A 13,046-nucleotide genomic window follows, 5' to 3' on the forward strand; every position below is an offset into this window, starting at 1 on the left:
GTCTCGGCCCCGCAGGTGAAGGAAAACAGGGATGATCGCCGCTTCTGTCAAATTATCCGCATTCGCTATCACGATATCACTTCTTGCCGCGGGAACGGCGGCGCCTGTCCGGGCGTCCGATGACTGCGCGAATGCGAGCGCCCAGTCGACGATGACCGAATGCTACGGCAAGGCCCTCGCCGCCATCGACAAGGAGCTGAACGAGAACTTCCGCAAGATCGAGAAGCGGCTCGGCGACGATGCCGATACCCGGAAGCGGCTGGTCGCCGCCGAGCGCGCCTGGGTGGCGTTCCGCGACGCCGAATGCGGCTTCTCCACCTCAGCGGCGGAGGGCGGCAGCCTCTACCCGATGACGCTCGCCATCTGCCGGACGGAGCTGACGCGGCAGCGCAACGAGCAGCTCAAGGCCTATCTCGCATGCGAGGAAGGCGATGTGAGCTGCCCGGTGCCGCCGCAATAGCGCGCGGGCTGTCGACAGGGCGTTGTGGACGGCCTAGTAATCGGGAAGCTGAGATCATTATGGATCGTCCCGATGGATCCCCTGAGCGACATCATCGCGCTGCTGCGGCCCCATACCGCGATCTCCAAGCCGATCACCGGGCGGGGCCGCTGGGGCGTGCGCTACGCCGCCCATGACGCGCCCGGCTTCACCCTCATCCTGAAGGGCGAATGCTGGATTGCCTTCGAGGGCCGGGAGCCGATGGCGCTGCGCGAGGGGGATTTCCTCCTGCTGCCCTCCACCCCGGCCTTCACGCTGAGCAGCCATCCGGGCGTCGAGGGCGTGCCGCGCGCGCCGATGGAGGTGGCCGTCCGGCACGGCGAGGCGGAGGGCGCGGCGGACTTCGAATCGCTCGGCGGCACGTTCCGCATCGAGCCGGTCAACGCGCCGCTGCTGCTGGCGCTGCTGCCGCGCCTGATCCACATCCCCGCCGCGCACGGGCGGACCGGCCGGCTCGGCCGCATGATCGGGCTGATCATGGAGGAATGCGCCAGCGAGGAACCCGGCCGCGAGATGGTGCTCCAGCGCCTGCTCGAAGTGCTGCTCGTCGAGGCGCTCCGCTGGCAGGGCATCGCGGCGGCCGACGGCCGGGCCGGGCTTCTCAGCGGCCTGCGCGACCCCGCCCTCGCCCGCGCCCTGCGCGCCCTGCATGCGGATGTCCGGGCCGGCTGGACGGTGGCGGATCTCGCCAGGATCGCCGGACAGTCCCGCTCCGCCTTCGCCGCCCGCTTCGGCGAGGTCCTCGGCTGCGGGCCGATCGAATATCTCGCCCGCTGGCGGATGGCGCTCGCCAAGGATGCGCTGATCCGGGGAACGAAGACGCTGGAAGGGATCGCCGGCGAGATCGGCTACGAATCCGCCAGTGCCTTCAGCACGGCGTTCCGCAAGCGGCTGGGCTGCCCGCCGGGAAAATTCGCCCGCACCGGCGGTGGGGCCGTGCCGTTTTCTGGACAGTTGGAAATTTAGTCTGGACTTCGGATTATGTATCGTCCGATCATTCGGCCTTAACAAGAGGCCCATCCCCAGAACGGATGGAGCCCCCGATGCCCACGATACTGATCACCGGCACCTCTTCCGGCTACGGCCGGGAAACCGCCCGCCGCTTCCTGGCCGAAGGCTGGAATGTCGTCGCCACCATGCGCACGCCGGACGCCGATGTCCTGCCGCGTTCGGAGAGGCTGAGAATCCTCCCGCTCGACGTGACCCGCGCGGAGAGCATCGCCGCGGCCGTCGAGGCCGCGGGGCCCATCGACGCGCTGGTCAACAATGCCGGCATCGGCGTGGTCGGCGCCTTCGAGGCCACGCCGATGGCGCATATCCGCAAGATCTTCGACACCAACACCTTCGGCGTGATGGCCATGTGCCAGGCGGTGATCCCGCAGATGCGCGCGCGCCGGGCCGGGGTCATCGTGAACGTGACCTCGACCGTCACCCTCGCCGCCATGCCGCTGGCGGCGGCATACACGGCCAGCAAGCAGGCGATCGAAGGCTTCACCGGCTCGCTCGCCCATGAGCTCGGCCACTTCGACATCCGCGCCAAGCTGGTGGAGCCGGGATACGGCCCGACGACCCGCTTCGCGCAGAACACCGGCGTCCGCATCGAGGATCTCATCCCCGCCGCCTATGCCGATTTCGCGGCGCCGATCTTCGCCGGCTTCGCCCATCCGGCGCTGACCACCAAGGAGACGGACGTCGCCGAGGCGGTGTGGGCCGCCGTCAACGACACGACCGGCCGGCTCCACTTTCCCGGCGGAGCGGATGCGGCGGCCCTGCACGAGGCCCGCTTCGGCTGAGGGACGGGTTCCGGCGGACGCGGCCGTGGCCGGCTATCGGCGCGCCCGGCCGCCATCGCCGTTCCTTCGGCACGCCCTCTTGCCGCGCCGCTCGTGCGCATATATGGAATATATACGAAATATATAGGAGCGGTCGCGTGGGGATCGTCAATATCGAGGATGAGCTGCACGAGCAGCTGCGGCGGGCGAGCCGGGCCTCCTTTCGCTCGATCAACGCCCAGGCGGCGTTCTGGATCAGGATCGGCATGCTCTGCGAGCTGAACCCCGGCCTTACCTTCCAGGAGCTGGTGGCGCGCGAGCTGAAGGAGGCGGGCGTCGACGCCCGGGCTCTCCCGACGGCGGCGGCATGACGAAGACGCCGGCCGAAATCGAACTCCTCGCCGAGTCGGGGCGCCTGCTCGCCTCGGTGTTCGCCTATCTGGACGGGCAGCCGCTCGCCGGATCGACCACGCTGCAGGTCAACGACCTCGTCGAGGCCTTCATCGTCGACCGGCTCGGCGCCCGGCCCGCCAGCAAGGGCCAGTACGGCTATGGCTTCGTGCTGAACAGTTCGAGGAACGAGGTCGTCTGCCACGGCGTGCCGTCGAAGGACGAGATCCTGCAGGACGGCGACATCGTCAATTTCGACATCACGCTCGAGAAGGACGGCTATATCGCCGATTCCAGCAAGACCTTCCTCATCGGCAACGTCGCGCCGGCGGCGCGGCAACTCGTGCGCGCCACTTATGAGGCCATGTGGAAGGGTATCCGCGCCGTGCGGCCGGGAGCGCGGCTCGGCGACATCGGTCACGCCATCGAGCGGCACGCGAAGCGGAACGGCTATTCGGTGGTGCACGACTATTGTGGCCACGGCATCGGGCGGGAGATGCACGAAGCCCCGAATGTGCTGCATTTCGGCAAGCCCGGAACCGGCCTCGCCCTGCGCGAGGGCATGGTGTTCACGATCGAGCCCATGCTCAATCAAGGGCGCCGGACGGTGCGGACCGAGGAGGACGGATGGACCGTCGTCACCACCGACGGGAAGCTCTCCGCGCAGTTCGAGCACACCGTCGCGGTGACGCGCGACGGCGTCCGCGTGCTGACGCTGCGCCCGGAGGAAGCACGGCCCGCCGCATGAACCGCGACGCCGGCCCGTCCTGAGGGATACCGGACCTTGTCTTCGGATGGCCGGAAGCCGCCGGGTGCCGTGAAGGCGCTCGCGGCCTATTCCTCGGCGGAGGCGGTACGGATCAGCGAACCGAGCATGCCCTTGCGCTTGGCCTCGTAGTAATAGCCGCTGGCATAGAGCATCACCGCCCGCTTCTCGTCGCGGCCGGCGACCCGGTAGGCGTTGGCGAGATAGGCGACCGCGTAGGTCATGTTGGTGTTGGCGTCGAGCAGATCGCGCGGCGCGCCCCGGAAGCCGAGCCCGCGCGCGGTATCGACGCGGATCTGCATCAATCCCCAATAGGGCCCGTGGCGCTGGCTCGGATCGAACTTGCTCTCCCGCCAGGCGACACGGCGTATGAGCCGCGCGGGGACGTCGAAACGCCGGGCGTGGCGCTCGATCAGGGCTTCGATATGCGGGGGCGCGCGTTCGGCGGTCAGCCGGCCCCTGACGGGCTCGGGAGCGTCGTCGATGGGCGCCGCCGCATTCCCCACGGGGGCCGCGACGTCCTCGCCGATCGCGTCCTCTCCGGTCGCGTTCTGGCCGGCCGCGGCGTCACGCGACGGCGCCGCCTCTTCCGGCGCGGCTTCCACGAGCGCGGCCGGTACCGGCGCCGGTTCGGAGAGGCGCCTCGGCGGCAGCGGCGCCAGCGCCGCCATGACGAGTTCGCGCTTCTCGACAAGCCGCTTCGGCGGCAGGGGGACGGACGACTCGATCGGGGCGAAGGAGCTCAAGGCGCCGGAGGGCAGGACCTGTGACGGAACCTGCGGCGGAGCGGCGATGCTCTGCTGGATCGCCTCGATCCCGGAGGTCGCCTGCGCGCGGGCGACGAACGTCCCGCCGGGCGAGGGCCGGCGCGGCGGATCGGTCAGCCACCCCGCATAGGAAGGAGCGACAAGACCCGTCGCATCATAGGCGGCAGGCGCGGAGAACCCGGCCGACATGGCCCCGTCGATCGAGGGCCAGACATTCCGGGGCGTCGCGGCGGAGGATTTCAGCAGCACGATGTGAGCCGGCCGCGCCGGCCCGGATTCAGCCGCGGCCCATGCCGGCGACGAGCCGGAGATCGGGCCGGAAAGGAACGCCCCCGCCAGCGCGAGCACCGCCGCCGCAGGGAACCTTCCGCCCATCCATTGCTGTGTCGTTCGCCATTCCACGCCGCGTCTCTAGCACAATTCGTTAACAGCCGAAACGCTGCGCACCGGCAACGGTCCCGCACGGTCCGGCCACAAGCTCCCGATCGCGTTGCAGATCGCCGGGGAAAGCGCGTTACGTGGTCAATGCCTCCGCCCCTTCGATGGGCAGCGAGAGGCAGAATGTCGAACCGTTCCTGTCGCTGGCGGCCAGCGTGAGGTCGCCGCCGTGCTGGCGGGCGATCTCACGTGAAATGTAGAGGCCCAGGCCGGAGCCGTTCGCCGGTTGGCCCACGGCGCGATAGTATTTCATGAATATGAACTCGCGATCTCCGGGCGCCACGCCGGTGCCCTGATCCGTCACATGTACAAAAGCCACGCCTTGATCCGTCGACAGCCGTACCGTCACGGGACCCGGCGCGGCGGAGTATTTCATGGCGTTCTGGATCAGGTTCTGGACCGCGATCTCCAGCAGATTCCGGTCGCCTTTCACCGTGACGCCCCCACCGTCGATAAAGCTGACCCGTCCGGCGGCATCGTCATCCAGCCCCGCTTTCACGGTGCGCAATACCTCGTTCACATCGACGGAGCCGGTCGTGGGAAAAGCTTTCTGTCCGCCATGGAGCCGGTCGCCGGCCAGGACGTTTTCGATCAGCAACGACATCCTCTTGACCGTCTGGCGGATCCGGGTGGTGCGTAGCCGGGTGTTGTCGGTACTGTCCACGGAAGACAGATTGTCCGCAGCGGCCGAGATCACGGCCAGAGGGCCGCGAAATTCGTGCGACACCAACGCCACGAAGTCCCGTTGCTGAGCCAGGGCGTCGTTCACTGCGTCCAGGGACTGTCTGAGCTTGAGTTCGAGCAGATGGCGCCGGTCCACTTCGGCGTTGAGCGAGGTGTTTCTTTCCGCGAGTTCCGCGGTCCTTTCGCGCACCTTGATCGTCAGATCACGTTCGGCTGCCTGGGAAATAGCGATAATGCGATTCTGTTCCGCTCGTAAACGACGCTCGGCACGCTGTCCGGCCACAAGACCCGAGAGCAGGATTAAAGCCAGGCCGAATGCCGCCGCAAATCCGGCCATCCAAAAATGCTGCCGGCGCATCGGCGCCAGATGGTCGAGCGCAGCCAGCGTAAGCAACTGGTACTGCGTATTGATTAACGGCTGACGCCGTACCAAATAGGGACGGCCGTCGATGAGCCATTGATCGGCTTGGCCCATGCCGGGCATCGCGCGCACGTCCATGGGCTCACCCGGTCCCTCGTTGCCGTCCCCAGATCGCAAGGTGTCCGGCGGCAGAAGCGCCGCCACATTGCGCAGCATGAATGGCGCGGACGAAGCGGTGGTCACACGTCCCTGAAGGTTCACGATCAGCGAAATGTGTTGTCCTGTCAGATAGAGCGCCACATCCGGTGCGTCGAACTTTACCGTGACTGAGCCCAGCGGCATGTCGTCAATATCGTTGATACGACTGGCTACGAAGTAGGACGCCGTTTGGGTCAGGCGAGCAATGCCGAATTGTTGCCCCTTGCCGTCGCGCAGCGCGTCGATGAGGTAAGCACGACCCGTATAGATCTGCCCCACGATGTTGAAGGACTCGGCCCATTGGCTGGCGATCACCGTATCGTGCGACAGATTGTTCAAGTAGATTCGGGCATAGCGCAGATCATTGGACAGCCGGGTCATGAAATCGCCCACCCTGCGGACCAACGGGTCGCTCGTGAACTTTGCCGCGCGCTCTTCACGCGTCAATTCGGCCAGTCCGGGCGGATCGACGCGATAGCGTTTGGCGAGCTGGACCACCTGATTCTGGTGCGCCACCATATTGGCCACGCTGGTCAATTCCGTGAACAGCCGGTCGACGACACGTGCGGTCGTTTCGGCTTCATATTCGGCGCTGGCCGCTAGGCTGTTGAGCTGCGCTGTCATGATGCGCTGCGACATCCACCAACCCAGGCCAGCCATCAACGCCAACCAAGTCGCGGCAACGCCCAGCGTCACCCGGCGCACGAAATGCCCGGAAGCAACGCCGTCGATCGTGAGCGCTGCTGGGGTCATGAAAGACAAGCGAGGTGGCCACTGAGTGAAACCGGAGCATCGACGCCGTCCGCCGGATCCAGCGTCAGTGCCTGTGACGTTTGTGTTGTCAAGCATCCAAACAGGATGGACAGCGCAATGCTTAGATGTAATCGAATACCTTGGAAGCGCCGCACTGGAGGATGCCGTTGATGATCGATGAAGTGTCCGAACAGGGCGGTAACGCGATCTCCCCCCTCGTTTATCTTGTCGATGACGACGGGGATTTTCGCGAGGAAATGGTTTTTGGCCTATCCAGGCTGGGCCTGGACGTGCACGGCTTTCACAGTGCCGCGGCCCTCTACCGGGCCTACGCCGCCAAGCCCTCCGACATCGTCATTCTCGACATTGGTCTGGACGGCGAGGATGGTCTGTCCATCGCGGCCCATTTGCGGGCTTCGCAATCGGTCGGGATCGTCATGGCGACGGCCCGAAGCTCCATAGACGACCGGGTGAATGGCCTCAAGAAGGGAGCGGACGCTTACCTCGTCAAACCCATCGATGTTCGGGAGCTTGCCGCCACCGTGGTCGCGCTCAACGAGCGCCTCGGCAGGCACCGCGCCCCTTTGCCGCCCCCAACGCCCCGATGGGCGCTGGTGGAAGGTGGCTGGGTGCTCACCGACGGCATCGGCCATCGTCTCCGCCTGACCACCTCGGAACAATGTTTCCTGGGGCGCCTGTTCAGTGAGCGCGGCGAGACCGTAGCGCGGCACGCTCTCGTCGAAGCCCTGGGCGCCGACGTCCATGACTTTAACTACGCGCACCTTGACACCATTGCGAGCCGCCTGCGTCGAAGGGCCGAGAAAGCCAACATGCGGCTTCCTTTGCATGCCGTTCGCGGGGTGGGCTTCGCCTTCACCGACTAGACGCGTCACCTTAAATCTCACCTAGAGAAAGCGTCCGTTCCACTTGCTGTGGAGGGCGATCCGTCGACTATTGCCGCTGACACACAAGGTGTCGGCAGGTGGTCATTATATGACATTATCTACGATTTTTAATAATATTGAACAAAAATACACTAAAAATGGGAGAAAAATTCGCGTTCTAGGCATGCGAAGGCAGAGATGCGTCGCGCACATCGCGAGATGGATGCCCGAACTTGCCAGTGTGGAGCGCGGAGCCATTTACTTGCCAAGCCTGGATTTAGCGAAGAATTTCGGTCTTCTCGGCGGGGCTGCTGCACGTGGCCCGGGTTCGTCGTCGGCCACGCCCCTGTTCTTCCCGGGGGTTCAGGTTGCGGGCCCGTCCGCGGGATCGGTTGTCCACCCGATCCGGCCTGAATTTCATGGCCCGCGAGCCATGCAGCTTCCGCCTTCGGAACAGTCTGGCCGCAGCGCCGTTCCGAAGCCTCCCTCAGCCTTCTCATAAATTCTTCAGCCGCCCGGCATCGGGACGGCGCGCTTTGTAATGGCGCCATGGCCCGGCTGCCCGCGACACCTCCACCGCACTCAATGATGCAGGTATCTGATGACCGTGCCGGCATCTATGCCGTCGACCGTGGAACGGGCGACACACCACCGGCTACGGCGTCGGCGGGACCCTGACCTGGTACGGCAATAACGGCTTCTACGTCGACGGCCAGGCCTCGGTGACGTGGTACGAGAGCGACCTGAAGTCCGATCTGGCGGGTACCCTCGCCAAGAATCTCGACGGCCTCGGCTACGCCTTCTCGGTGGAAGCGGGCCGGCGCTGCGAGGGCAGCCCGTCTGGCCGATGGCATTGCGAACGGGAAAGTTAAGAGTACCCATAGTGTAACCGGCTGACTAGAACAGTCAGCAAGTGACAGTTAGTGACATTGTAAATAAGTATAAATATATATGATAATAAAGATGGAGCGGGAATGTCATTCCATCTGCGCTGTAGAGGAGCGTGGTGCGTAGGGGTGGCCGCCGACGAAGTTCCTGGTCGAGTAGAAAGCAAAATCATCCAGGGTCTCTAGGGGCGACTTACCATGCCTTTGAAAAGGGAATTGCGGCGCAGTTGCTCTGCGCTGGCGATTGTGTGCGTGTTGGGAATGGCCGGCCCGGTCTTCGCCCAGACGGCGTCGAACGAGGAATTATTCAAGCTTATTCAGGAGCTTCAGACGAAGCAGAGGGCTCTTGAAAACAAGCTCGGAGCCGCAAACGGCGAAATTGCGCGGCTCAAATCTCAACAGTCAAGGAACTCGGCATTCGCCGCGGCCCCGGCGGTTGGCGTCCAGACCGGAAGCATCGATTCCGGCCCGATCGGCTTCAACCCGCCGCCTGATCCGAGACGCGCCGTCAGTACGACAAACGTGCGCGTGGAAGCGGGCGGCGGCTACAACGGAGCCGGCTTCGGCGAGGTCGGCGGCTCACTCGCCGTCCCACTCGGCGACAGATACGGCTTCCAGATCGATGCTCTGGGTGGCATGGCCGAGGAAAACGGCATTGCCGGCGCGGCCGCCCACCTTTTCTGGCGCGATCCCGAGGTTGGCGCGCTCGGTCTTTACGGGAGCTACCTCTACGGCACCGCAGACTGGGGCTTCGACTCCAACGGCTTTGCCAATTCCGGAATGTACGATTTCAAGGGCGGCCTTGAAGGTCAGCTCTATCTCGGACAATTCACCCTGCAGGGTATCGTCGGCGTCGAGTGGAACAATTTCGGGAGCGGGGATGCCTTTGGCTATTATGGCCAGAGCGAAGCGCGCTTCTTCGACGACATCCGGCTGGCCTGGTACGCGACAGACGACTTCAAGCTGAGCATCGGCCATCGCTATACGAACGGCGCGAATCAGCTTGTCGGCGGCCTTGAATACCTGGCCGATTTTGGAGGGGGAACGGCGGCGTCACTGTTCCTCGACGCGTCGTACAGCACCGAGCGCCCGGATTACGGCTATTACGGCGATCATTACTCGGGCGACGACTTCACGGTCCTGGCGGGCATCCGGGTCTATTTCGGCTCGGGCAGCACGCCGGCGCCTTCGACAAGCACCGGTGGCTACTTCTCGAAGGAGCACGGTTACATCCCGGCCAAGGCTCCCAGCCAGCCCGGTGGACGCTCGCTCAAGCAGCGGGATCGCGGCGATCTGATGCCGAGCTATCTCGGCTTCGACGTCGGCGATCTGCCGAAGGCACGGAAGGCGGCTGTCGTCGGTCTGCCCGGTGTGCCGGGAGCGCCGGGCAATCCTGGAACGCCTGGAACACCTGGAACACCTGGAACGCCCGGCGCTGCCGGTGCGCCCGGTTCGGACGGCACTCCCGGTACGCCCGGCAAGGACGGTCTTCCCGGTGCACCCGGTTCGAACGGTGATCCCGGCGCCCCCGGTGCGCCCGGCAAGGATGGTCTTCCCGGGACCCCCGGTTCGGACGGTCTCCCCGGTACACCCGGTTCGAGCGGCGAGCCCGGTACGCCCGGTCCGGAAGGGTCCCCCGGCGTCCCGGGCAGTCCTGGCCCGTCCGGTCCCCCCGGCCCTCCCGGACCTCCCGGTCCCTGAAGCTTCTGACGCCAGCGGCCGAAATCGAATGCAGCCGCTGGCGTGGCAGCACAATACGAGCAGCCCGTCTCGGTCGGGCGACGGGCTGCTCGACGCCCGATTTGATTGCGAAGGCTGACCATGACGGGACCAAAACTCGAGTGCTATGCGTTGCACGATCCTTCGCCGCAGCTGGTGGCGGCCGCCGCGGATCGGGACTGGATGGACGCGACCAACCAGCATTTCGCTTACCGCTGCACGCCCCTCTCCATTGCCAACGCTTCCGGGTGGGAGGTGCTGAATCCCGTCGGCTTCTCGGCCACCTGGACCGGATGGAACGGCAAGCAGGACGTCATTCTCCGCCCGCACGAGGCGGGCGTGAATCTGCGCCACACCGGGCTGTTCTTCGGCCACGGAATCCTGAGTTTCCACCCCGGCTATCTCTTCAGGACCGATCCCGACTGGACAATGTGGGTTCGTGGCTCTCCCAACCGTCTCAAGGATGGGATCCAGCCGCTCGATGGCATCGTCGAAACCGGCTGGCTGCCGTTCACCTTCACCATGAACTGGAAGTTCACGCGCCCCTGCACGGTGCATTTTGAGAAGGGAGAGCCCTTCTGCTTCATCACGCTGGTGCCGGCCGTCACGATCGAGAGCGTGCAACCGGTGATCCACCGCATCGCCGAAAATGCCGAACTGAACAGGGAATACAAATCCTGGACAAGCGAGCGGACGAAATTCAGCGCAGCCATCGACCTCGGTGATCCCCTGGCCAATGAACAGAAATGGCAAAAGAACTATCTCGTCGGCCGCTCGCCGAGCGGTAACTCCGTCGCCGGCGACAATCACCGCGTGAAGCGCAACCTCAAGGCGCCCATCTGGGCCGACAAGCCGCCCGCGTCGGAAGACTGAGCCCGCTCTGGCCCAGCGGATGAGGCGCACCCCGCATTTCGGCCCGCGGGAGCTGGAAAAGCGGGGAGCGGGTCACTCAGCGCCCCAGCCGACATCGGTACTTTGCCTGAAAGCTGACGCCCCGATGGAGTTGGCAGGCCCCCGAACCTCTTTTCGTCAGCGGCCCAAAGCCGTGTTCTCCAGGATGCCCATGCGGATCACGCTGACCCCGCCATCGGCGAGGTCCGGCAGGCGCGCGAAGCTGGGCCACGACGGCATAGGCGTCGGCGGGAATGTCGGCATAGCGCACGCCGTCAGCCCCTCGGGCGGTCGCACCTGTGGGGAGCGCGGCCGCGACCAATGCTGCCGGCGCTGCACGGGATGGGAGCTTGCGGGGCATGGCCGGTCTCCTTGCGCTCAGCGCGCTGCCGACACCATCTTGCGCCGCGCCTCGAGCGCGTCGTCGAAGGTCTGCTTGACCGGACCCAGTGCCTGTACGAACTCGAGCTGCTCGCCTTCCGAGCCGGTGCAGTAGATCAAGCGCCATCCGTCCGACTTGCCTTCGGTGATTCCGTTGGAGTTGGCTTCGAGCGGGGTTGCGCGACGCTCGGCCTCGTTCGCCACGGTCACGATGCGGTTCGCGCGGACAGCCGTGCCAGCGTCGCCGGGAGGCCGCTGCGCCGAGCAGCGCGTCGAGCGCAAAACCAAGACGACATCCCATACCGGACGCCGATTGGTATTCCGGCAATCCTGCCCGGCAAGTTCGCGGTTCAAACCGGCGGTGCGCTCATTTCTCGCGAAACCGGACTGCATCGCCGCACGCGAGAGAATATCCCCAAAGGCCTTACCTCGGCGGCCCTTTTCCGAGTCAGGTCCGGCGCCATGGAGACAACCATGAACCGGAAACGTGCCGCGCTTTCCGGCGGCTCTCGCAACGCGCCAGAGGCTGAATATTCAGTGATATCAATTACGTGAATGGCTGGCGGAGGATGGGAAACTGGATGCGGACGTTCTTCTCGTAACAGGCCGAACTACGGCGCAAGGCCACGCGCTCCCAGATCAGACCCACGGGTTCTCGAAAACGACGCTTGCCACGAGAGAGATTGCACGCCTCGCATTTGTCTCATGATCCGATCGTGAGCTGTAATGGTCGTCGATTATTATCTTTGGTCCTCTAGACGGCTTGAAATGAACCAGAGCATTGCGCTCCCTTCGCAACCATTCAAGATCACCTGCAAAGTCAGAATTGGCAAAGGCCGCCTGCATGCCTCCGTCGAACTCCTGACCGAGTTCTGCTTCTCGAAGGTGAGCGTCAACTACAGTGCAAGACAAAATAATCGTGCTGATGAATGCGCCCGCACAGAAAACGGATTGCAGATCCACAAGCAGTGCAGTTGCGTGCTCACCAACAACGTATGCGCCACCGCGTCGTTCAATATCGAACTCCGCATCAAACCACGCGCGCCGGGCCTCCCACGTCTCGCTATTCGGATATTCGATCTGATCCATGCTCGCCTAGCCAAATCGTCTATAATTTGTGATTCAAAGGCCATTTCAGTGGTGCTGCAAGACAAAGTTTGATTTTTGAATATATGGTCAAGGCAACATACGAGCATCCGATCGAACATGCCTTGACCACTATCATCACATGGTTCTGTCGTTCAGCTTTCTGATGGTTGCCAGGAGATCCTCGGCAGCATATTCGAGATGGGCAAGTTTGACAGCGGCGATTAGATCGGGGCGTCCAGCCATGCCCAGGAAGGCATGAAGCACCTCATCGGAGTGCCGGACAAGAGCGACGAGATGCTCCCCGCTCGGACCGTAGCGCCCAGAGAACCAGTTCTTCGCGGTTCGTTCGTTGGCTCCGGTCCAAGCTGCAGCCGTTTTCACGGCAGCATGAGTTGAACCGAGCGACCGCTTCAACGCAGACGCAATCTCCACGGCGAATCGCGTCTCGCTCGACTGCGGCCCGCCACCATTCAACCCATTGCCCGGAAAGGACTTGCCCTTTTTCGGAAACGACATTCCACGCTCCTTCGCTTTAAGTTGGCGAAGGGCATTGAGCTGGAGGCGTTG

13 protein-coding genes and 1 pseudogene are annotated in these 13,046 nt (G+C 64.4%); 10 read left to right on the forward strand and 4 right to left on the reverse strand.

The window, feature by feature from the left end; all coding sequences use genetic code 11:
* The first annotated feature begins 31 nt into the window (after window positions 1-31).
* The 5 genes from FO470_RS02050 to map all read left to right on the forward strand — a co-directional run bounded on the left by FO470_RS02050 (window position 32) and on the right by map (window position 3,409).
* A complete protein-coding gene (locus FO470_RS02050) occupies window positions 32-460 on the forward strand; it encodes a lysozyme inhibitor LprI family protein (protein WP_144341261.1) in 429 nt (142 codons plus the stop codon).
* A 72-nt stretch (window positions 461-532) separates the two neighbouring features.
* Window positions 533-1,465, forward strand: a complete 933-nt coding sequence (locus FO470_RS02055; protein WP_144341262.1) for an AraC family transcriptional regulator — start codon at window positions 533-535, stop codon at window positions 1,463-1,465.
* 77 nt (window positions 1,466-1,542) lie between these two features.
* Window positions 1,543-2,292: an SDR family oxidoreductase gene (locus FO470_RS02060; protein ID WP_144341263.1), complete on the forward strand. Its 750-nt coding sequence runs from the start codon at window positions 1,543-1,545 to the stop codon at window positions 2,290-2,292.
* A gap of 137 nt (window positions 2,293-2,429) precedes the next feature.
* Window positions 2,430-2,642: a ParD-like family protein gene (locus FO470_RS02065; protein ID WP_144341264.1), complete on the forward strand. Its 213-nt coding sequence runs from the start codon at window positions 2,430-2,432 to the stop codon at window positions 2,640-2,642.
* Complete coding sequence (gene map, locus FO470_RS02070; RefSeq protein ID WP_144341265.1) at window positions 2,639-3,409, forward strand: type I methionyl aminopeptidase; 771 nt, start codon at window positions 2,639-2,641, stop codon at window positions 3,407-3,409. The genes FO470_RS02065 and map overlap by 4 nt, the downstream gene beginning before the upstream one ends.
* An 86-nt stretch (window positions 3,410-3,495) precedes the next feature.
* On the opposite strand, the gene FO470_RS19630 is transcribed toward map, so the two are convergent.
* Window positions 3,496-4,569, reverse strand: coding sequence for a transglycosylase SLT domain-containing protein (locus tag FO470_RS19630; protein WP_246659443.1), 1,074 nt, complete (start codon window positions 4,567-4,569; stop codon window positions 3,496-3,498).
* Between the two features lie 139 nt (window positions 4,570-4,708).
* Window positions 4,709-6,628 (reverse strand): sensor histidine kinase, encoded by a 1,920-nt coding sequence (locus FO470_RS02080; RefSeq protein WP_144342015.1) that lies wholly within the window; start codon window positions 6,626-6,628, stop codon window positions 4,709-4,711.
* 170 nt (window positions 6,629-6,798) lie between these two features.
* Here FO470_RS02080 and FO470_RS02085 point away from each other — a divergent pair, with 170 nt between their 5' ends.
* From FO470_RS02085 to FO470_RS02100, 4 genes and pseudogenes are all read left to right on the forward strand, one after another.
* Complete coding sequence (locus FO470_RS02085; protein ID WP_144341266.1) at window positions 6,799-7,512, forward strand: response regulator transcription factor; 714 nt, start codon at window positions 6,799-6,801, stop codon at window positions 7,510-7,512.
* Between the two features lie 647 nt (window positions 7,513-8,159).
* Window positions 8,160-8,336 (forward strand): annotated as a pseudogene (locus FO470_RS02090) (autotransporter outer membrane beta-barrel domain-containing protein); the annotation flags it as partial.
* A gap of 261 nt (window positions 8,337-8,597) precedes the next feature.
* The gene (locus FO470_RS19635; RefSeq protein WP_246659444.1) at window positions 8,598-10,100 is read left to right on the forward strand and encodes a hypothetical protein; all 1,503 of its coding nucleotides are present in this window, start codon (window positions 8,598-8,600) and stop codon (window positions 10,098-10,100) included.
* Window positions 10,101-10,220: 120 nt separating this feature from the next.
* The gene (locus tag FO470_RS02100; RefSeq protein ID WP_144341267.1) at window positions 10,221-10,991 is read left to right on the forward strand and encodes a DUF6065 family protein; all 771 of its coding nucleotides are present in this window, start codon (window positions 10,221-10,223) and stop codon (window positions 10,989-10,991) included.
* 396 nt (window positions 10,992-11,387) lie between these two features.
* Here the strand turns inward: FO470_RS02100 and FO470_RS19460 are convergent, their stop codons facing one another.
* Window positions 11,388-11,783, reverse strand: coding sequence for a hypothetical protein (locus tag FO470_RS19460; RefSeq protein WP_186291805.1), 396 nt, complete (start codon window positions 11,781-11,783; stop codon window positions 11,388-11,390).
* Window positions 11,784-12,158: 375 nt separating this feature from the next.
* On the opposite strand from FO470_RS19460, the gene FO470_RS02110 reads away from it, so the two are divergent.
* Window positions 12,159-12,551, forward strand: a complete 393-nt coding sequence (locus tag FO470_RS02110; protein ID WP_144341268.1) for a hypothetical protein — start codon at window positions 12,159-12,161, stop codon at window positions 12,549-12,551.
* 63 nt (window positions 12,552-12,614) lie between these two features.
* Here FO470_RS02110 and FO470_RS02115 read toward each other — a convergent pair whose 3' ends face one another.
* Entirely contained in the window at window positions 12,615-12,995 is a 381-nt protein-coding gene (locus tag FO470_RS02115; protein WP_144341269.1) for a hypothetical protein, read from the reverse strand.
* Between the last annotated feature and the right edge of the window lie 51 nt (window positions 12,996-13,046).

The sequence above is a fragment of the Ancylobacter moscoviensis genome (genome assembly GCF_007559435.1).
GTDB classification, from domain to species: Bacteria; Pseudomonadota; Alphaproteobacteria; order Rhizobiales; family Xanthobacteraceae; genus Ancylobacter; species Ancylobacter moscoviensis.